The organism is Pantoea sp. X-Soil-ISGK-259, from assembly GCF_059730705.1.
In genome coordinates, this window is the sequence record NZ_AP035986.1 from 1,515,321 (window position 1) to 1,534,993 (window position 19,673).

17 protein-coding genes are annotated in these 19,673 nt (G+C 56.0%); 13 read left to right on the plus strand and 4 right to left on the minus strand.

Annotation, left to right across the window (positions count from 1 at the left end; translation table 11 throughout):
• Nucleotides 1-13: 13 nt before the first annotated feature.
• A complete protein-coding gene (bglB, locus tag AC6I77_RS07040; RefSeq protein WP_008925936.1) occupies nt 14-1,153 on the minus strand; it encodes a beta-galactosidase BglB in 1,140 nt (379 codons plus the stop codon).
• A gap of 3 nt (nt 1,154-1,156) precedes the next feature.
• A complete protein-coding gene (locus AC6I77_RS07045; RefSeq protein ID WP_008925937.1) occupies nt 1,157-2,755 on the minus strand; it encodes an MFS transporter in 1,599 nt (532 codons plus the stop codon).
• Nucleotides 2,756-3,114: 359 nt separating this feature from the next.
• Between AC6I77_RS07045 and hinT the strand changes: the two genes are divergently transcribed.
• From hinT to AC6I77_RS07085, 8 genes are all read left to right on the plus strand, one after another.
• Nucleotides 3,115-3,465, plus strand: a complete 351-nt coding sequence (hinT, locus tag AC6I77_RS07050) for a purine nucleoside phosphoramidase (protein ID WP_003849854.1) — start codon at nt 3,115-3,117, stop codon at nt 3,463-3,465.
• Nucleotides 3,466-3,480: 15 nt separating this feature from the next.
• Complete coding sequence (locus tag AC6I77_RS07055) at nt 3,481-3,849, plus strand: YcfL family putative periplasmic lipoprotein (protein ID WP_003849853.1); 369 nt, start codon at nt 3,481-3,483, stop codon at nt 3,847-3,849.
• A gap of 11 nt (nt 3,850-3,860) precedes the next feature.
• A complete protein-coding gene (gene lpoB / locus AC6I77_RS07060) occupies nt 3,861-4,457 on the plus strand; it encodes a penicillin-binding protein activator LpoB (protein ID WP_003849852.1) in 597 nt (198 codons plus the stop codon).
• 16 nt (nt 4,458-4,473) lie between these two features.
• On the plus strand, nt 4,474-5,256 hold the full coding sequence (thiK, locus tag AC6I77_RS07065) for a thiamine kinase (RefSeq protein ID WP_050556826.1): 783 nt from the start codon (nt 4,474-4,476) through the stop codon (nt 5,254-5,256).
• Nucleotides 5,257-5,295: 39 nt separating this feature from the next.
• Nucleotides 5,296-6,336, plus strand: a complete 1,041-nt coding sequence (gene nagZ, locus AC6I77_RS07070) for a beta-N-acetylhexosaminidase (RefSeq protein ID WP_187512702.1) — start codon at nt 5,296-5,298, stop codon at nt 6,334-6,336.
• 40 nt (nt 6,337-6,376) lie between these two features.
• Entirely contained in the window at nt 6,377-6,919 is a 543-nt protein-coding gene (ycfP, locus tag AC6I77_RS07075; RefSeq protein ID WP_003849849.1) for an alpha/beta hydrolase YcfP, read from the plus strand.
• A gap of 212 nt (nt 6,920-7,131) precedes the next feature.
• Nucleotides 7,132-8,436, plus strand: coding sequence for an NAD(P)/FAD-dependent oxidoreductase (locus AC6I77_RS07080; protein ID WP_003849848.1), 1,305 nt, complete (start codon nt 7,132-7,134; stop codon nt 8,434-8,436).
• Between the two features lie 560 nt (nt 8,437-8,996).
• Nucleotides 8,997-9,539, plus strand: a complete 543-nt coding sequence (locus AC6I77_RS07085) for a glycine zipper 2TM domain-containing protein (RefSeq protein ID WP_003849847.1) — start codon at nt 8,997-8,999, stop codon at nt 9,537-9,539.
• 143 nt (nt 9,540-9,682) lie between these two features.
• Here the strand turns inward: AC6I77_RS07085 and mfd are convergent, their stop codons facing one another.
• Nucleotides 9,683-13,126, minus strand: coding sequence for a transcription-repair coupling factor (gene mfd / locus AC6I77_RS07090; RefSeq protein WP_078804281.1), 3,444 nt, complete (start codon nt 13,124-13,126; stop codon nt 9,683-9,685).
• Nucleotides 13,127-13,354: 228 nt separating this feature from the next.
• Complete coding sequence (locus AC6I77_RS07095) at nt 13,355-13,564, minus strand: hypothetical protein (protein ID WP_003849845.1); 210 nt, start codon at nt 13,562-13,564, stop codon at nt 13,355-13,357.
• Between the two features lie 279 nt (nt 13,565-13,843).
• Between AC6I77_RS07095 and lolC the strand changes: the two genes are divergently transcribed.
• The 5 genes from lolC to pepT all read left to right on the plus strand — a co-directional run bounded on the left by lolC (nt 13,844) and on the right by pepT (nt 19,673).
• A complete protein-coding gene (gene lolC, locus AC6I77_RS07100) occupies nt 13,844-15,043 on the plus strand; it encodes a lipoprotein-releasing ABC transporter permease subunit LolC (protein ID WP_033743171.1) in 1,200 nt (399 codons plus the stop codon).
• Complete coding sequence (lolD, locus tag AC6I77_RS07105; protein WP_003849843.1) at nt 15,036-15,740, plus strand: lipoprotein-releasing ABC transporter ATP-binding protein LolD; 705 nt, start codon at nt 15,036-15,038, stop codon at nt 15,738-15,740. Before lolC ends, lolD begins: the two co-directional genes overlap by 8 nt.
• On the plus strand, nt 15,740-16,984 hold the full coding sequence (gene lolE / locus AC6I77_RS07110) for a lipoprotein-releasing ABC transporter permease subunit LolE (protein ID WP_003849842.1): 1,245 nt from the start codon (nt 15,740-15,742) through the stop codon (nt 16,982-16,984). Before lolD ends, lolE begins: the two co-directional genes overlap by 1 nt.
• A gap of 146 nt (nt 16,985-17,130) precedes the next feature.
• Nucleotides 17,131-17,964, plus strand: a complete 834-nt coding sequence (cobB, locus tag AC6I77_RS07115) for a Sir2 family NAD+-dependent deacetylase (protein WP_003849841.1) — start codon at nt 17,131-17,133, stop codon at nt 17,962-17,964.
• A gap of 479 nt (nt 17,965-18,443) precedes the next feature.
• Nucleotides 18,444-19,673, plus strand: a complete 1,230-nt coding sequence (gene pepT / locus AC6I77_RS07120) for a peptidase T (RefSeq protein WP_312545798.1) — start codon at nt 18,444-18,446, stop codon at nt 19,671-19,673.

Sequence of the window (19,673 nt, forward strand, 5' to 3'; positions counted from 1 at the left end):
TTTTGGCCAGGACTCAGAGGTAAACACGCAGATACTCAGTCAGACAGAGCAGGGCCATCGCCTGACCGTACGGCATGGAGGTCAGAGGAACCGTGCGGTAATAGTCCAGGTCACTGCCCATTGCAGTACCAAAAGAGACCTGCATCAGCTCACCATCTTCATCAATATTGGCAATTACGCCGCGCAGCGCTTTTTCTGCCACCTCACGATACGCAGCGGGCAGATAACGCTTGCGCACCGCTTTCAGGATGCCATAGGCAAACCCGGCGGTGGCAGACGCTTCCGGATAGCTGTGCGGATCATCGAGCAGGGTGTGCCACAATCCGCTGCTGTGCTGACAGGCCTTCAACGCGTTGACCTGGCTCTCCAGCACCTGCTGCAGAAAGCGACGGGTCGCGTGATGTTCAGGCCAGTTCATCATCTCCAGGAAGTCGGGAATGACAATCGTCACCCAGCTGTTGCCGCGCGCCCAGCGCGCATTGGCGAAGTTATGGCGGCCATCAAAGTTCCAGCCGTGAAACCATAAGCCGGTTTCGCGATCCATCAGATACTGGGTATGCAGCAGAAACTGATAGCTCGCTTCTTCAACCCACTCATCGCGCTTCAGCAACTGACCAATTTTAGCCAGCGCCATTACGCTCATCATCAGCGTATCGTCCCAGAGCTGCTGGGTGTTCTCATTGTTATAGACAATATGCTGCAAGCCGCCCTGTTCAGTACGCGGCATTTCATACATGACCCATTCTGCCCAGCGCTCCAGCACCGGCACCCAGGCCGGGTTTCTGGTCTCTTCATAACGATAAGCCAGCGTCAGAAAGGGGCACACGGTATTCACGTTTTTGGTCGGCGTGCCTTCCGCCAGACGCTGCGTAAACCATCTGTCAATGATGGCCAGCGTCTGCGCGTCACCAGTCTGCTGATAGTAGTGCAGCATGCCGTACAGGCCGATGCCGTGTGTCCATTCCCAACCCGCCCAGCCTTTAGTATCAATCACCCGGCCATCGTCCAGCCGTAATAAAAATTCGCCTGTTTCATCCGTGATATTGACCAGATTCTGAGTCAGTTTCTGAATCAGCTGAACCAGTTCGCTGCGTGGCAGCAGATACTCAGGCTGGCACAATAACTTGCTGTGTTTAACGGGAAATACAGTCATGGTCTATTCCTGTCGTTTTAAGGTGGTGTTTAAAGAAGGGGTTAATACGGGATGTGCGGTAAGTTTTTGCGGCGCGGGCTTGTTGCGATTAAGGAAGCCTATGTTGTTATTACCCCACAGATTCTCGTAAGGCATGCCTGCCAGCGTTTCGACAATGCTCCGTGCTTCCGGGGTGAGACTTTCCGGCACGATACGGCCTGCCTCGCGCATCTTCAGCGTCTCCTGGCGCAGCACGGTGTGCGTCTGCAAATTCAGTTTAAAACGCAGTGAGACAATAAAGCCGCAGGTCAGCACGGCCACCGTGCCGATGCTGAGAATCGCCAGAATAGTGTGGCTGACGCCCGGCGCCTGCGTGGCCTGGCCAGAGACAAAGCCGGAGAGCTGCAGCACGATGCCCACCAGCATGACGGCACCCGCCTGGGACGCTTTACGCGTCAGGGTCATGATGCCGGCAAATATCCCTTCACGGCGCTGACCGGTGATCACCTCATCCACATCGGCGATATAGGTGTAGGTGTTCCACGGCACATAGTTGATGCCGCCACGCCCCAGGCCTGCGACGGCAGAGATCACCAGCAGCAGAGACATGTTGTCGTTCATTCCGGTATACCAAAGACCGGCATAGGAGAGCGCGGCGAGGCCAAAGAGTATGGCGACCAGACGATAGGCAGGGGCCGGTCCCATACGGATACAGAGCGGGATCATCACCATCACAGCAATAAACTGCAAGACTGCCATTGTGCCCATCAGGCTGGAGGCAACCTGTGCACTCTGCATCAGCACAAACACCACGTACCATGTAAAGACGGCGTTAAACACATCCTGAGCAATATAGCCGCCGAGATACATGCCAAGGTGTTGCCGGAAGATACGAATACGTAAGGTTGATGCCAGTTCGACATAGAGCCGTTTAAGACTCTGCATCAGCGTCAGCTGCTGCTTTTCCTGCTCCGCACGGCGTGATTCGGCAGAAAAGTCATCGGGGTGACGTTCCCAGGTAAAGCACCACACCAGCGTCAGTACCAGCGCGCAAATTACTGAGAACACCAGGCTGGCATAGAAAAAGGAGAGGGGATTTTCTTTGCCCAGCATGCTCAGCAAAATACCGGGTAAGAATGCGGCCAGTATCGCTGATAATTGTGCCAGACCAATTCGCGCCCCGGAAAAGCGGGTCTTCTGTTTAAAGTCGTCGGTCATTTCCGGCACCAGCGTTTCATAAGGCACCAGAATCATGGTGTAGACGATATCAAACAGCAGGTAAGTGCAGAGATACCACCAGAAACTCATGTCGCTAACCCACATCAGGCTATAACTGAAGACACAGGGTATGCCGAGCAGGATAAAGAATTTCCGGCGGCCAAAACGTTTGCCCAGCCAGGTTGAACCGAAGTTGTCGGTAAGGAAGCCCATCAGCGGGCTGACCACGGCGTCCAGCACGCGAGCGGCGGCGAAAATCAGCGTGGCCTGAATGGGGGTTAATCCACAAAAGGTCGTGTAAAAATAGAGTAACCAGGCGGCAGTCAGCGCCGTTGTGCCTGCTCCGAGAAAATCGCCAGATCCATAGGCCAGATAGTGGCCAGGACCAATTTTACGTGAGCGCATGTGTGAGGCTCCTTAATGTTATGGGGCAATTTGACCGGGTGACGCCAGACATCTCCCCCGGACTGATTAGCAAAGTAGAGCTGACGCGGCGGTTAAACCTTCGCAATCTGGCAACCAAAAGCGTTGAAGTGGCAATCAGGCAAAGAAAAGGGGGGCATAATTCTAATTTATAAAACAGCGTTTCAATTTTATGTGATGGCGGCTGCTTTATGGGTATTCATACTGGGGTTTCAGGCAGGGGAGTGAGGGGCTGCTGCAAAGGCACGCGAACAATGCAAGAAAAGTGGTACTGAGGTTGAAAGAAAACAAATTTCTCCCGCATACTGATTGATTACGACTCAGGCTAAAGGAATTGCACCATGGCTGAAGAAACCATTTTTAGTAAAATTATCCGCCGCGAAATCCCCGCTGATGTGGTTTACCAGGACGAGCTGGTCACGGCCTTCCGTGATATTTCGCCTAAAGCACCGACGCATATTTTAATCGTGCCGAATGTGCTGATCCCCACGGTCAACGAGGTGGAAGCCGCGCACGAGCACGCGCTGGGACGCATGTTTACCACCGCGGCGAAAATCGCCCGCCAGGAAGGTATCGACCAAAATGGTTATCGTCTGATTGTGAACTGCAATCAACATGGTGGTCAGGAGGTTTATCACATTCATATGCATCTGCTGGGCGGCGAACCGCTGGGTCCGATGCTCTCTAACTGATAACGGAAACGTGCTATGCGATCCTGGCTGACTGGCCTGCCGATCCTGCTCTGCCTGACGGCTTGCAGCAGTGATAAACCGATGATCAATACGTCACAGTCACTGGTGATGGAGTCCTCTGTGCTGTCGGCAGGGATTATTACCGATGAGCCGACGCTGGATGAGAACGATGGACTCAAACGTGCCACCAGCGTGCTCTATAATCAGCGCGAAACACCGGTCGTTGTGCACTACCGTTATTACTGGTATGACGACAAAGGGCTGGAAATCACCCCGCAGGAACCGGCGCAGACCGTCACCGTTCCGGCGCAGGGCAGCATAGTCGCCGCCTCGCAAATGGGTAACCTGACTGCCAGTAAGGTTCGTCTTTATCTCTATCTTTAAGGATTTTCATCGTGATACGCAGTTTTAATCGTACCGGAACGCTTCTGATGGCGCTCATTCTGACCGGCTGTGTTGTGAAACAACAGCAGCAGCCTGCACCGGTTGAACCGACCCAGCCTGCTGAGCCAACCCAGCCCGTTCCGCAACCTGAACCGGTACCGCAACCGCAGCCTGTGCCGCAGCCGCCAAAACTGGTGACTATCAACTGGGATGCCACCGTTCAGCCGCTGGTGGCGCAGATGTTACAGGCCGCCAGCGCCGAGCCTGGCAGCGTGCTGCTGGTCGATCGGATCAAAAACAGCACCAATGGCTCGCTGCAAAGCGACAAAGCCACGGCAGCAATCCAGAATGCGCTGAATAATAACGGTAAATTCACCCTCGTCTCTGCAGATCAACTGGCACAGGCCAAGCAGACGCTGGGATTATCGCCGGATGACAGCCTGAACTCGCGCAGTAAAGCCATTGGCCTGGCGCGTAACCTCAACGCACAGTATGTGCTCTACAGTAACGCGCGTGGCGATGTTAAAACACCGACCCTGCAGATGCAGCTGATGCTGGTTCAGACCGGCGAGATCATCTGGTCCGGCAACGGCATTGCTCAGAATTAATCCGGCATTCCAGCGGATCATTGAACAGGTCACGGGCGAACCAGACAAAGCATTGATTATGCCGCTGGCCGGTCTGACCGGACACAGCCAGAAGATTGTCAGCCCGTCCGGCACCTTTATCGTTCGGGCGACACCGCAACCGGCTATTCCCTTTGTGGACCGGCAGCGAGAATTCCGACTGTTACGAAAGTTGAGAACCACGGGGCTGGCGCCGCAGCCCGTAGCGTCACATCGTCAGGGAATTATCCTGACCTGGTGCGCGGGCGAGGCGCTGGATGCACAACGCTTCGGCGAGCAACGTCCGCAGATCGTGGCCCTTCTGAAGCAACTGCACCAGCAGCCGCTGACCGGCTATCAACTGTCGATGTTATCGCTACTGTGGGATTACTGGCAGCTTACACCTCAGCGGCATCATCGCTGGCTGCGAGCGCTCAGACGCCTGACGCAGCAGGGTGAGCCCCGGCCGCTGAGGCTTGCACCGCTGCACATGGATCTGCATGCCGGCAATGTCATACAAGGTCCCGAAGGCCTGCGTCTGATTGACTGGGAATATGCCGCCGATGGCGACGTGGCGCTGGAACTGGCGGCCGTCTGTGCCAGCGATCCGCAGCACGATGCCGACTGGCTGGCAGAGTATGCAGCGGCGATGCAGCTGCCGCTTCCCGCGCTGGTGCAGCAGGTCAGACGCTGGCAACCCTGGCTGCGTTTGCTGATGGCCAGCTGGTATCAGCTGCGTGCCAGTCAGAGTGAAAACGAAACATTACACCAGCTGGCCCGACAGAGCTGGGAACAGATTTAATCGCGTTATGCAGCTGCATAACGCCACAGGATTCAGGTTATGAGAACACATTTACCCGGCCCGCTGATGCTTGACGTTGAGGGCTATGAACTGGATGGCGAAGAGCGCGACATCCTGAAGCACCCGCTGGTCGGCGGCTTAATTTTATTTGCCCGAAATTATCACGACCCGGCTCAGCTGGCAGAGCTGGTGCGGCAGATCCGCGCGGCCTCTCACTCCCGGCTGGTGGTTGCGGTGGACCAGGAGGGCGGTCGCGTTCAGCGTTTCCGTGACGGCTTTACTCAACTGCCCGCGATGCAATCCTTCGCCGCGCTTCACGATGCAGACACCGCAGGTGAGATGGCGCAGCAGGCGGGCTGGCAGATGGCGGCCGAAATGATCGCGATGGATATCGATATCAGCTTTGCGCCGGTGCTCGACATTGGTCATATCAGCGCTGCCATCGGCGACCGCTCTTTCCACGCCAATCCGGCCATTGCTCTTGCTGTTGCCCGCCGCTTTATTGCGGGGATGCACGAGGCGGGCATGAAGACCACAGGTAAACATTTCCCGGGGCATGGTGCGGTCAGCGCCGATTCGCATAAAGAGACGCCACGGGATCCGCGCGACGAAAAAACGCTGCGTGAGCATGACATGGCGATCTTCAGCAAGCTGATCACCGAGCAGGCGCTGGATGCCATCATGCCTGCTCACGTCATCTACACCGACGTTGATCCGCTGCCCGCCAGCGGCTCGCCATACTGGCTGAAAACCGTGTTGCGCGAGCAACTGGGCTTTAATGGCGTGATTTTCTCCGACGATTTGTCGATGGAGGGCGCCGCCGTGATGGGAAGCTATTCTGAGCGGGCGCAGCAGTCCCTTTCTGCCGGTTGCGACATGATTCTGGTCTGCAATCAGCGCCAGGGAGCCATCAGTGTGCTGGATAACCTGATCCCGGTCGGGTCAGAGCGCGTGACGCAGCTGTATCATCAGGGCAGGTTTACCCGCGGTGAGCTGCAGGCTACGCATCGCTGGAAAACCAATGCCCAGCAACTGAGTGCGCTTCAGGAACGCTGGCTGGCTCACAAGGCGTCGTGGTAAGCAGTGACTGCCCGGCGCTATCTCAACCCTGAGGATTATCATGATCATTTATCTGCACGGTTTTGATTCCAACAGTCCGGGCAATCACGAAAAGGTGCTGCAACTGCAATTTATCGATCCTGACGTCAGGTTGATCAGTTACAGCACCCGCCATCCTAAACATGATATGCAGTTTCTGCTGAAAGAGACCGATAAGATGCTGACGCTGTCCGACGATGACCGCCCTCTGATTTGCGGTGTCGGGCTGGGCGGCTTCTGGTCAGAGCGCATCGGGTTTTTGTGCGGCATCCGCCAGGCGATCTTCAATCCCAACCTCTTTCCGCAGGAGAATATGGAAGGGAAGATCGACCGTCCCGAGGAGTATCAGGACATCGCCACCAAATGCGTCAGCGATTTTCGCGAGCGCAATCGTGACCGCTGTCTGACCTTCCTCTCCCGTCATGATGAGGCGCTGGACAGCCAGCGCATCGCCGACCAGCTGCATCCGTTTTATGACATCGTCTGGGATGAGACAGAAGGGCACAAATTCAAAAACATATCCCCACACCTTCAGCGGATAAAATCTTTTAAAACATCAGGTTAAACATGTCAGGCACCGCAAGGTGCCTGTTTTCGTTACGTAATTATCTGAGTTTTATTTCTCCGCTTTGATGTATATCAATATTCTTATGTTCTCCTCTTCCCGCCATGCTATTCTGGCCGCAGATTGCGATTTTAACTTCGCCAACCCTATGTTTCTTAAGGTTTAATTTAACCTTTGGTTAACTTTTGGTTCACAATTTGAGGGGGTCTTTGTTGACTACGTCTGTTAAGAGAATTGTTATTGTCGGCGGGGGAGCGGGCGGCCTGGAAATGGCGACGCAATTGGGCCATAAACTGGGTCGTAAAAAGAAAGCCGAGATTATCCTGGTTGATCGTAACCATAGCCATTTGTGGAAGCCGCTGCTGCACGAAGTGGCCACGGGTTCGATGGATGAAGGCATTGACGCACTGAGCTATCTGGCCCATGCCCGCAACCACGGTTTTGAGTTCCAGTTGGGTTCGCTCACCGATATTGATCGCAGCCGCAAAGTGATCCGCCTGGCCGAAGTGCTGAACGCACAGGGCGAAGTGCTGGTGCCACAGCGTGAAGTGGCCTACGACCAGCTGGTCATGGCGCTGGGCAGCACCTCCAATGATTTCGGAACGCCGGGTGTCAAAGATCACTGCATCTTCCTGGATAATCCACATCAGGCGCGTCGTTTCCACAACGAAATGCTCAACCTGTTCCTGAAATTCTCTGCCAGCGAAGGCAAGGTCGAGAAAGTGAACATCGCTATCGTGGGCGGCGGCGCAACAGGCGTTGAGCTGTCAGCGGAGCTGCACAACGCGGTGAAACAGCTGCACAGCTACGGCTTCAAAGGCCTCGGACGCGAAGCGCTGAACGTGACGCTGGTGGAGGCGGGCGAACGTATTCTGCCTGCACTCCCACCGCGCATCTCTGCTGCTGCGCACCAGGAGCTGACCAAACTGGGCGTGCGCGTTCTGACGCAGACCATGGTCACCAGCGCTGAGCGTAATGGCCTGAATACCAAAGGCGGCGAGTTTATCGAAGCCGACCTGATGGTCTGGGCAGCAGGGATCAAAGCGCCTGACTTCCTGAAAGAGATTGGCGGACTGGAAACCAACCGTATCAACCAGCTGGTGGTGAAAGAGACCTTGCAGACCACGCTGGACGATGACATTTACGCCATTGGCGACTGTGCCTCCTGCGCCCTGCCGGGCGGCGGTTTTGTTCCGCCACGTGCCCAGTCGGCGCACCAGATGGCCTCACGCGCGATGGAAAACATCCTGGCGCAGCGTCACGGTAAACCGCTGAAAGCCTATGTCTATAAAGACCATGGCTCGCTGGTGTCGCTTTCCCGCTTCAGTACGGTCGGCAGCCTGATGGGTAACCTGATGCGTGGCTCGATGATGGTGGAAGGGCGTATTGCACGCTTTGTCTACATCTCACTCTACCGTATGCACCAGGTCGCGCTGCACGGCTACTTTAAAACTGGCCTGATGATGCTGGTGGGCAGCATTAACCGGGTGATCCGTCCCCGGCTTAAGCTGCACTAAGCAAGCGTAATCAGTCTGGTCAAGGCTAAGCCTCCTCGATATTGAGGGGGCTTTTTTTTTGCGCCAGACTGGTGGGGAGTCGCGGCTGGCGGACAGCCGTGCAACGGTTTATTCGTCGCGCTGGAGCCCCGTTCAGTCAGCTATGCCGCGCGAACCCTGAGGCGTCAGCGTGAATGGGATATCACCAGTCTGACTGGTTTACAGCCGCTTATTGTTCCTGCGAATCGGCTCACTGTATCGAATCTGACAGGGTTCATGTGTCAATATGATCAGGGCGTAGCGCCAATATTGGTCATCTCTTAATGTATTGAATTTGAAGTGATTAAAGTAAATTCTGGTGTCGATTACTTCTGGCTTACATCTCATCAGAACTCTCCTAAAAACTGGCCCTGATAGCAAAGTGACCAATTTCCTCCATTTATCTGATGTTGCATTTTCGGTCCATCTGTAAAACTTCATCTCAACAAACACGGCGCGTCGCGCACGCCGGTTATACCTCAGTTAACGAGGATGCTTTAACAGCAGGATTGCGCGGTAACACTTTTCAGGAGGAACTTCCTGTGAATAAATCAATGTTAGCGGGTATCGGTATTGGTGTGGCAGCAGCGCTGGGTGTTGCAGCCGTAGCAGGCATGAATGTGTTTGATCGCGGTCCTCAATACGCTCAGGTACTCTCTGCAACACCAATCAAAGAGAGCATCAAACAGCCACGTCAGGAGTGCCGGAACGTCACACTGACCCACCGTCGGGCCGTACAGGATGAAAACCGTCTTGCTGGCTCTGTATTAGGTGCAGTGGCAGGTGGGGTGCTGGGTCACCAGTTTGGTGGCGGTCGCGGCAGGGATGTGGCGACAGTAGCGGGTGCGGTAGCGGGCGGTTATGCCGGTAATCAGGTCCAGGGTGGACTGCAGGATCGGGATACCTACACCACAACCGAACAGCGCTGCAAAACAGTTTATGATAAACAAGAGAAAAAACTGGGATATGACGTGACCTATAAAATAGGCGATCAGCAGGGTAAAATCCGCATGGAAAATGACCCCGGCACGCGTATTCCTCTGGATCGCAATGGTCAGCTGGTTCTCAACGGCGACCAGGCGTAATTGGGCAAAGCTTTGCTGCACTCGCGGCCACACAGCACGACGTAATAGTGAAATAATGAAAAAGGCGCATCGTATGATGCGCCTTTTTTTATCGCCATTTCCCGCGCTTTACCGATTAGCTCAGTAGCGCGCGGGCAGAGGTGTTACGCCTGATGCTCAGCCAGTTGTGAAACAAAGCCCTGCACCCACTCCATGCGAATCTTTCTTTCCGACAGCTCGCGGGTAAACCGCAGGCGTGTCGGGCCATCCAGCTTCCACTGCTGTGGCTCTTTCTGCAACAGGCCGATCAGCCATGCTGGATCCACATTGTTCTTCGGCGCAAAATCGAAATAACCGCCTTTGTCGCTGGCTTCGATCTTACGCAGACCGACAGCACGGGCCTTCAGACGGATAATCGCCACGTCCAGCAGATTTCGGGCTGGATCGGGCAGCAGGCCAAATCGGTCGATCATCTCCACTTTCAGCTCCTGTAATTCCTCTTCAACCTCTGCGCTGGCGATGCGCTTATAGAGCGAAAGACGGGTGCTGACATCCGGGATAAACGTCTCTGGCAGCAGGGCGGGCATCCGCAGCTCTACCTCTGTCTGATTACTGGTGAGATCTTCCAGTGACGGCTCGCGACCCGCTTTTAGCGCGTCGACCGCATTCTCCAGCAGTTCCATATAGAGTGTGAAGCCCAGCGTCTCCATCTGTCCGCTCTGCTCATCACCCAGTAGCTCGCCGGCACCGCGAATCTCCAGGTCGTGCGTAGCCAGCGCAAAACCGGCTCCCAGATCTTCCAGAGAGGCGATCGCTTCCAGTCGCTTATGTGCATCGGCGGTCATCGATTTTGGATGCGGCGTTAACAGCCAGGCATAAGCCTGATGATGCGAACGGCCAACGCGACCACGCAGCTGATGCAGCTGTGCCAGACCAAAGTGATCGGCCCGCTCAATGATGATGGTATTGGCAGTCGGAATGTCGATACCGGTTTCGATAATGGTGGTACAGACCAGCACGTTAAAACGCTGATGATGGAAATCGTTCATCACCCGTTCCAGATCGCGCTCACGCATCTGGCCATGACCAATCGCCACACGCGCTTCCGGCACCAGTTCGCTGAGACGCTGCGCCGCTTTCTCAATATTTTCAACGTCGTTGTAAAGATAGTAGACCTGTCCGCCACGCAGAACTTCACGCAGGATCGCTTCACGGATCACCAGATCGTCAAATTCACGCACAAAGGTTTTTACCGCTAAACGGCGGGCAGGCGGTGTGGCGATAATCGAGAGATCGCGCATGCCGCTCATGGCCATATTCAGCGTACGCGGGATCGGCGTGGCGGTCAGGGTCAGAATGTCCACATCGGCACGCATCGCCTTGATGCGCTCTTTGTGACGCACCCCGAAGCGGTGCTCTTCATCAACAATCAGCAGGCCGAGATCGTGCCATTTGAGATCGCTCATCAGCAGCTTATGGGTGCCGATTAAAATGTCGATCTTGCCGTCACTGGCCTGTTCCAGCACCTGTGCCTGCTCTTTGGCGGTACGGAAACGGGAGAGCATCTCAATGCGGACCGGCCAGTTGGCGAAGCGATCGCGGAAGTTATCATAGTGCTGCTGTGCCAGCAGGGTGGTCGGCACCAGCACGGCCACCTGCTTATGGTTCTCAATCGCCAGAAACGCCGCGCGCATCGCCACTTCGGTTTTACCAAAGCCGACGTCGCCGCACACCAGGCGGTCCATCGCCAGCGGCTGGCACATATCACTCAGCACCGCATTGATTGCCTGCGCCTGGTCCGGTGTGGTTTCAAAGGGGAAGCTTTCGCAGAACAGCTGATACTGTTCACGATTATGCTTAAAGGCAAAGCCGGATTTGGCGGCGCGCTGGGCATAGATATCCAGCAGTTCCGCCGCCACATCACGCACTTTCTCAGCCGCTTTCTGCCGGGCGCGTGACCAGGCATCGCTGCCCAGTTTATGCAGTGGGGCGTTATCGTCCGCGCCACCCGCGTAGCGACTGATCAGGTGCAGGGACGAAACCGGCACATAGAGTTTGGCGTCATTGGCGTAGGAGAGCATCAGGTATTCCGCCTGAATACCACCCGCTTCCAGCGTCGTCAGGCCGATATAGCGCCCCACACCGTGCTCCAGATGCACCACCGGCTGGCCGGGGCTCAGCTCCGCCAGGTTACGGATCAGAATGTCCGGATTGATAGTGCGACGGGTATCCTGACGGCGACGGCTGACGCGTTCGCCCAGCAGATCGCTTTCGCAAATCAGTGCCCGGTTACCCTGGGTATCAATGAAACCGCGCTCGCTGGCGCCAATCATCAGACTGAAACGATCGTCGACAGTTTCATCGAAACGATGTACCGGCTGAGGGCGCAGTTTAATCCGGGCCAGCAGTTCCTGCAGGGTCTCGCGGCGGCCTTCGCTTTCAACCGAGAAGACGACAGCACCGCTGAAGGTTTCAATAAACTGACGCAGATGGTCGAGCGGCGCTTTCGCCTGCGCCTGAACGGCAAGGTCGGGCAGCGGGGTGTAACCGAGGTTAGTATTCGCCGCTTTGTCGGGCAGCACTTCATTGGTCATCTGAATGCGCGGCCAGGCTTTCAACTCACCCATCAGGGCATCTGGACGCAGCCACAGGGTAACCGGCTCCAGCAGCGGACGCATCGGATCAACGCGGCGATTCTCATAACGCACCTCAGCATCCTGCCAGAAGCGGCGGGCGCTGCCTTCCAGATCGCCACAGTTCACAATCAGGGTGTTATCAGGCAGATAGCTGAACAGACTCGGTAATGGCTGTTCAAAAAAGAGCGGCTGCCAGTATTCAATGCCCGCAGGCAGCGTGCCTTTACTTACCTGCTGATAGACATGCTCCGACTCGCGGCGCACATCAAAAATTTCGCGCCAGCGGCTGCGAAACAGCTCAATAGCCGCTTTGTCGCTGGGAAACTCATGGGCCGGCAACAGGTTAATTTCCGGGACGGCTTCCAGCGTACGCTGACTGTCGACGTCGAACAGGCGCAGGCTATCAATCTCATCATCGAAAAAGTCGATGCGATAAGGCTGATCGCTGCCCATCGGGAACAGGTCGAGCAGGGCGCCGCGCGTGGCGTATTCACCGTGCTCCATCACCTGATCGACATGGCGATAACCGGCCTGCTCAAGCTGGTCGCGCAGCCGGTCGCGTGACAGTTTTTGTCCCTGCTTCATCACCAGCGCATGGCCATGCAGGAAACTGTGCGGGCAGACGCGCTGCATCAGGGTGTTGACCGGCATGATCAGCATACCGCGCTGCATCACCGGCAGCTGGTAGAGTGTCGACAGGCGCGCGGAGATAATATCCTGATGCGGCGAGAAGCTGTCGTAGGGGAGTGTCTCCCAGTCAGCGAGGTGCGTCACCGGCAGATCGGTAAACTGACGGATCTCATCCAGCAGACGCAGGGCGGTTTGGGTATCGGGGGTAATCATCAATACCGGACCCGCATGGTGTTCGGTAATGCTGGCACACTCCACCGCGTGCGCTGCGCCTATAATCTGGCCAAGCTGACGGTGGTCGCCGGATTTAACGGGCAGGGTATAACGAGTCTGTTCGGGCATGGGATCTCGGGGTTGCTCCATTTTTCCAGGACGTAATCATTCCATATTATGTCAGGGGGATCACCTTTGCGGCACAATTTTCCTGCCGCGCCGCGCTGAATCCAGGGATTGGTCAGCTATTACCTGGCGTCAGCGGTAATGCAGCGGATAGAGAGAGAATAGACGGAGTCTGGCGAGGCAACATAAAAAACCGCCGTCGCTATGCAGCGACGGGGTTAAGCGGGCATTTTATTTTATGGATTGCTGTGTGTAATGCATGCGTGGGCGGTCGATATTTGCCCAGGATAGTTCCTGCTCAGGATGGTAGCTGAGGTTGCCGTCGTCCCACTTTACGTAGTAGCCGGCGGGTGCGTTTCCCTGCTCAAAGACATTGATAATTTCGCCTCTGATCTCCCCGGATTTATGTTTGACGATACTGCCTTTGGGAAATTTCAACATGGTCGCTACCTCTACCTCTACCTCTACCTCTACCTCTACCTCTACCGCTGTGCGATAAATTCACCCCTTATCCTGTTACTGATTATAGTCTACACCCCACCTGCGCTGAATAATCAGCCAATAAGCGGCGGCTTTATCGGCTATTCCGCGGCTTTGAGGCAAGAGATGACGCATCCGGATGCAACTTTGCTGCCGACTCAGAGGGTTAGAGGTTTCATAAAGCCAGCCGCTCCTTTATCATCCCACTACCTATTTTCAGGCAACGGCTTACTGGATTCCATGTATCAACCTGTCGCGCTATTTATCGGTCTGCGTTACATGCGCGGACGAGCATCGGATCGCTTCGGTCGCTTTGTCTCCTGGCTCTCAACGATTGGCATTACGCTTGGCGTGCTGGCGATGGTCACCGTGTTATCGGTGATGAACGGTTTTGAGCGTGAACTCGAAGGCAATATTCTTGGGCTGATGCCGCAGGCGCTGATTACCAGCGACAAAGGCAGTCTCAATCCCCAACAGCAACCCGCCGCCTCGCTGAATCTGCAGGGCGTTAACCGCATCGCGCCGCTGACCACCGCCAATGTGGTGCTGCAAAGCCCGCGCAGCGTCTCCGTTGGCGTAATGCTGGGCATTAATCCGGATGAAAAAGATCCGCTGACGCCGTTCCTGGTGAATACCCAGCAGAGCGTGCTGCAGCCCGGACAGTACAATGTCATTCTCGGCGAACAGCTGGCATCACAACTTGGCGTAAAACGTGGCGATCAGCTGCGTTTGATGGTGCCGTCTGTCAGCCAGTTCACGCCAATGGGGCGGGTGCCGAGTCAGCGTCTGTTTACGGTAGCGGGCACCTATGCTGCCAATAGCGAAGTCGACGGGTATCAGATTCTGGTCAATCTGCAGGATGCGTCGCGCGTCATGCGTTATCCGGCCGGGAATATTACTGGCTGGCGACTGTGGCTGGATAAACCGCTATCAGTCGACAGTCTGAGTCAGCAGACATTGCCTGCGGGCCTTATCTGGAAAGACTGGCGTGAGCGCAAAGGCGATCTTTTCCAGGCAGTGCGCATGGAGAAAAACATGATGGGCCTGCTGCTGAGCCTGATCATCGCCGTCGCAGCCTTTAACATCATCACGTCATTAGGCCTGCTGATCATGGAGAAGCAGGGCGAAGTGGCGATCCTCCAGACCCAGGGCCTGACACGCCGGCAAATCGTGGCGGTGTTTATGGTTCAGGGTGCCAGCGCCGGGATTATCGGCACGCTGCTCGGCACGCTGCTCGGCGTCCTGCTCGCCAGCCAGCTCAACAACTTAATGCCGGTAATTGGCCTGTTCCTTGATGGGGCCGCGTTGCCGGTTGATATTAATGTGTGGCAGGTGGTCACTATCGCCCTCAGCGCGATGATTGTGGCGCTGTTGTCTACGCTCTATCCTTCGTGGCGCGCTGCCGCCGTTCAACCTGCTGAGGCTTTACGTTATGAGTAACACTCCTTTGTTGCAGTGCCGCGACCTGTGCAAACGCTATCAGGAAGGCAGCGTGCAGACCGATGTGCTGCGCAATGTGGCTTTCAGCCTCCAGCCCGGTGAACTGACGGCTATTGTCGGCAGCTCCGGCTCCGGTAAAAGTACGCTGCTGCACCTGCTGGGCGGTCTGGATGCGCCGACCTCGGGTGACGTGGTGTTTGATGGTCAGTCACTGAATGCCATGTCCTCATCAGCCAAAGCCGAACTGCGTAACCGCGAGCTGGGCTTTATCTATCAGTTCCACCATCTGTTGCCGGACTTCAGTGCGCTGGAGAACGTGGCGATGCCACTGCTCATTGGCAAAACTGCGAAAGCGGAAGCGCAGGATCGCGCCCGTGAGATGCTGGCGGCAGTCGGTCTGGACCATCGCGCCACGCACCGGCCTTCTGAACTGTCAGGCGGCGAACGCCAGCGCGTGGCGATTGCCCGTGCGCTGGTCAACCGTCCTCGTCTGGTGATGGCGGATGAGCCAACCGGCAACCTGGATGCGCGCAACGCTGACGCTATTTTTGAACTGCTGGGCGAACTGAACGTGCGTCAGGGCACCGCGTTTCTGGTGGTCACGCACGATCTGATGCTGGCAAAACGCATGACGCGACAGATGGAGATGCGTGACGGTCAGTTAAGCGAGCAGCTTACTATGGCAGGAGCGCTGTAATGGGCTCGTCGTTATCCCTGTTGCTGGGCCTGCGCTTTAGCCGCGGCCGCCGTCGTGGCGGCATGGTCTCGCTGATTTCGGTGATCTCTACTATCGGGATTGCGCTGGGCGTGGCGGTGCTGATTATCGGTCTGAGCGCCATGAACGGTTTTGAGCGTGAGCTGAACAATCGCATTCTGGCGGTGGTGCCGCACGGTGAGATCGAGGCGGTCAATCAGCCGTTTCAGCACTGGCAGTCGATGATTGCCCCGATTGAAAAGGTGCCCGGCATTGCAGCGGCAGCGCCCTACGTGAACTTCACTGGCCTGATTGAGAGCGGTGCCCGGCTGGAAGCGCTGCAGGTTAAAGGCGTTGATCCCGCACAAGAGCCGCGTCTCAGCGCACTGCCACAGTTTGTCGCCAATAACGCCTGGTCCACTTTTGCCGCCGGTAAGCAGCAAATCATTCTGGGCGGCGGCATCGCGAAATCGCTGAATGTGAAGCAGGGCGACTGGATCACCATTATGATCCCCAATAACGATGGTGATAACAAACTGCTGCAGCCAAAACGTATCCGGCTTCAGGTCAGCGGTATCCTGCAATTGAGCGGCATGCTCGATCACAGTCTGGCGCTGGTGCCGCTGGCCGATGCGCAGCACTATCTGGAGATGGGTGACAGCGTGTCGGGCATCGCCCTGAAGATGACCGACCCCTTCCAGGCGGTCAAACTGGTGCGCGATGCGGGTGAGGCGACCCGCTCTTACGTCTACATCAAGAGCTGGATTGGCACTTACGGCTATATGTATCGCGACATTCAGATGATCCGCGCGATCATGTATCTGGCGATGGTGCTGGTGATTGGCGTTGCCTGTTTTAACATCGTTTCCACGCTGGTAATGGCGGTAAAAGACAAAAGCAGTGACATTGCAGTGCTGCGCACACTCGGCGCTAAAGATCGGCTGATCCGCGCCATCTTTATCTGGTACGGTTTGCTGGCGGGTCTGCTGGGCAGCGTCAGCGGCGTGGTCGTGGGCGTGCTGGTGGCGCTTAACCTGACCTCGCTGGTGCGCGGACTGGAGTCGATTACCGGCCATCATCTGCTGGCGGGGGATATTTACTTCATTGATTTCCTGCCGTCGGAATTGCACTGGATTGATGTGTTCTCAGTACTGATTACGGCGATTCTGCTGAGCCTGCTGGCGAGCTGGTATCCCGCCAGACGTGCCAGCCGCATTGACCCGGCTCGGGTATTAAGCGGTCAGTGAAAAAATGCGGCGCGAGAGGTTTTCGCGCCGCATCTGTTTAAGACCTTTGCTGTTGGGTTGTGCCCTCAGCAACCGTTACTATCGGGTGATGTTGACCCGGAATCTGTTTAGAGCGGCTCACCGCAGCCGCTACGCCAGGAGATTTTATGCGTACACCACGTCGCCGCATACGACTTGCCCGCCTGAAGAAAACCCGGAGAAAAGTGCATCAGCGCTTTCGCCAGCGCATTTTTGAGCGCGATCGTCAGGCCGAACTTGCCGCCCATCCGCAGCCGCATGTTGTGGTGCTGACCGGCGCAGGCATTTCAGCGGAGTCCGGCATCCGGACCTTCCGCGCGGCTGACGGCCTGTGGGAAGAGCACCACGTGGAAGATGTTGCAACGCCTGAAGGCTTCAGGCGCGATCCTGCGCTGGTGCAGCGCTTCTATAATGCGCGCCGCCAGCAGTTACAGGAGGCGGAGATTCAGCCCAATGCCGCTCATCTGGCGCTGGCAGAACTGGAGCAGGTATTAGGCGACAATTTCCTGCTGGTCACGCAAAACATCGACAATCTGCATGAGCGAGCCGGAAACAGTCGGGTGCTGCACATGCACGGTGAGCTGTTAAAAGTGCGCTGTGTCACCAGCGGTCAGGTGATTGAGTGGACCGGTGATATCACGCCGGACGATCGCTGCACCTGTTGCCAGTTCCCCTCTGCACTGAGGCCGCATGTGGTGTGGTTTGGCGAAATGCCGTTGGGCATGGAGCAGATTTATCAGGCGCTGGAACAGGCGGACTACTTTATTGCTATCGGCACTTCAGGCCACGTTTATCCGGCCGCAGGTTTTGTCCATGAAGCCAAAATCCAGGGCGCGCATACCGTTGAGCTGAATCTGGAACCGAGCCAGGTGGGCAACGAATTTGCCGAGCGGCACTATGGTCTGGCGAGCGAAGTGGTGCCGGAGTTTGTGCATAAGCTGCTGCGCGGGCTTTATAAGTAAGCGGGGCGGCTATAACCGCACCCGAGGTTACAGGCAAAATCTGGCCCGATTAGCGGTGAGATCCAGCCTGCACCGGGAACACGGTCAGATCGGAAAGCCGCAAAACCGTCATCCATAACTGCCTGGCCCGCACGATGACGCACCTCATCCCTGAGGTGCGCCCGTAAACAGGCCAACGCTTACGTTATTCAAAACGCGCCCTGATTTTTGTCCCAGCCACGGGACGCTTTTCTCCTCTGACCCTGTAACCGTTGTGTTGAGTCTGCACGCTGCGGTGATTTTCTCGCCGGGTCAAACCGCCTCTTTGTTATTAACATTGCGAGGTTTGCTGCAACAATCTTGTAATAAGGCGTTTATTTCGGGCTTATTGCTTTCCCAAAGGTTATCGACAGCGCTAACCTGTCTCCAGATGATTTTACGCAACGTTATAACCGCCGGGTCTGTGAATAATATCGGACGGCACTTTTAAAGGATGGGCTATGGAACAGTTACTTGAGCGCTTTTTAAGTTATGTGGCAGTTGAGACGCAGGCTAAGCCGCAGGCTCGTCAGGTCCCCAGCAGTGAAGGGCAGTGGACGCTGGCGCGTCAGCTTCAGGAAGAGCTGCTGGCGCTGGGTTTTGTCGATGTCACCCTAAGCGATCACTGCTGCGTCATGGGCACACTGCCCGCCAATGTCGACTGGCCGACGCCGGTCATCGGTTTTATCTCACACATGGATACATCGCCTGACTTTACGGCAAAACATGTGAACCCCCAGATTATCGAAAATTATCGCGGCGGAGACATTGCCCTGGGTAATGGCAACGAGATTCTCTCGCCGGTGATGTTCCCGGTGCTGCACAAGCTGATTGGACACACGCTCATTACCACCGATGGCAAAACCCTGCTGGGTGCGGACGACAAAGCGGGTATCGCCGAGATCATGACGGCGATGGCGCACCTGGCAAACAGCGACACGCCGCACGGTGCGATCCGCGTCGCCTTTACGCCCGATGAAGAGATTGGTCGTGGCACCTCACATTTTGATGTGGACGCGTTCGCGGCTGACTGGGCATACACCATTGATGGCAGCGATCTGGGCGAGTTCGAGTATGAGAACTTCAATGCCGCCTCCGCCACCGTCAAAATTGTCGGTAATAACGTGCACCCGGGCTCCGCAAAAGGCGTGATGGTCAATGCGCTGGAGCTGGCAAATCAGTTCCATGCTGCCGTTCCGGCCAGTGAAAAACCGCAATATACCGACGGCTATGAGGGCTTCTATCATCTGCATCAGATCAAAGGCAGTGTAGAGCACGCTGAGATGCTCTATATCATTCGTGACTTCGAAACAGAGAGTTTTGAACAGCGTAAACAGACGCTGCTGCAGATTGCAGTGGAGATTAACAAAACGTTGCACCCGGACTGCTCCGTCACGGTTGAGATCACTAACAGCTATCGCAACATGCGTGAAAAGGTCGAGCCGTTCCCGCATATTATCGACCTGGCTTTACAGGCGATGCGTGACTGTGACATTGAACCCGTGGTGAAACCGATTCGCGGTGGTACAGATGGCTCGTCACTGTCGTGGAAAGGGTTGCCTTGCCCGAATATTTTTACCGGCGGCTATAACTATCACGGCAAGCATGAATTCGCGTCGCTGAATATCATGGCGAAGTCGGTGGAAGTGATTGTGCGTCTGTCAGAGCTGGCAGCGCAGAAGAAGAGTTAA

Excerpts from the sequence above, each read along its gene's own strand:
- bglB (WP_008925936.1), bottom strand. The coding sequence starts at position 1,153 with ATGACTGTATTTCCCGTTAAACACAGCAAGTTATTGTGCCAGCCTGAG.
- AC6I77_RS07045 (WP_008925937.1), bottom strand. The coding sequence starts at position 2,755 with ATGCGCTCACGTAAAATTGGTCCTGGCCACTATCTGGCCTATGGATCT.
- hinT (WP_003849854.1), top strand. The coding sequence starts at position 3,115 with ATGGCTGAAGAAACCATTTTTAGTAAAATTATCCGCCGCGAAATCCCC.
- AC6I77_RS07055 (WP_003849853.1), top strand. The coding sequence starts at position 3,481 with ATGCGATCCTGGCTGACTGGCCTGCCGATCCTGCTCTGCCTGACGGCT.
- nagZ (WP_187512702.1), top strand. The coding sequence starts at position 5,296 with ATGAGAACACATTTACCCGGCCCGCTGATGCTTGACGTTGAGGGCTAT.
- ycfP (WP_003849849.1), top strand. The coding sequence starts at position 6,377 with ATGATCATTTATCTGCACGGTTTTGATTCCAACAGTCCGGGCAATCAC.
- mfd (WP_078804281.1), bottom strand. The coding sequence starts at position 13,126 with ATGCCCGAACAGACTCGTTATACCCTGCCCGTTAAATCCGGCGACCAC.
- AC6I77_RS07095 (WP_003849845.1), bottom strand. The coding sequence starts at position 13,564 with ATGTTGAAATTTCCCAAAGGCAGTATCGTCAAACATAAATCCGGGGAG.
- lolC (WP_033743171.1), top strand. The coding sequence starts at position 13,844 with ATGTATCAACCTGTCGCGCTATTTATCGGTCTGCGTTACATGCGCGGA.
- lolD (WP_003849843.1), top strand. The coding sequence starts at position 15,036 with ATGAGTAACACTCCTTTGTTGCAGTGCCGCGACCTGTGCAAACGCTAT.
- lolE (WP_003849842.1), top strand. The coding sequence starts at position 15,740 with ATGGGCTCGTCGTTATCCCTGTTGCTGGGCCTGCGCTTTAGCCGCGGC.
- cobB (WP_003849841.1), top strand. The coding sequence starts at position 17,131 with ATGCGTACACCACGTCGCCGCATACGACTTGCCCGCCTGAAGAAAACC.
- pepT (WP_312545798.1), top strand. The coding sequence starts at position 18,444 with ATGGAACAGTTACTTGAGCGCTTTTTAAGTTATGTGGCAGTTGAGACG.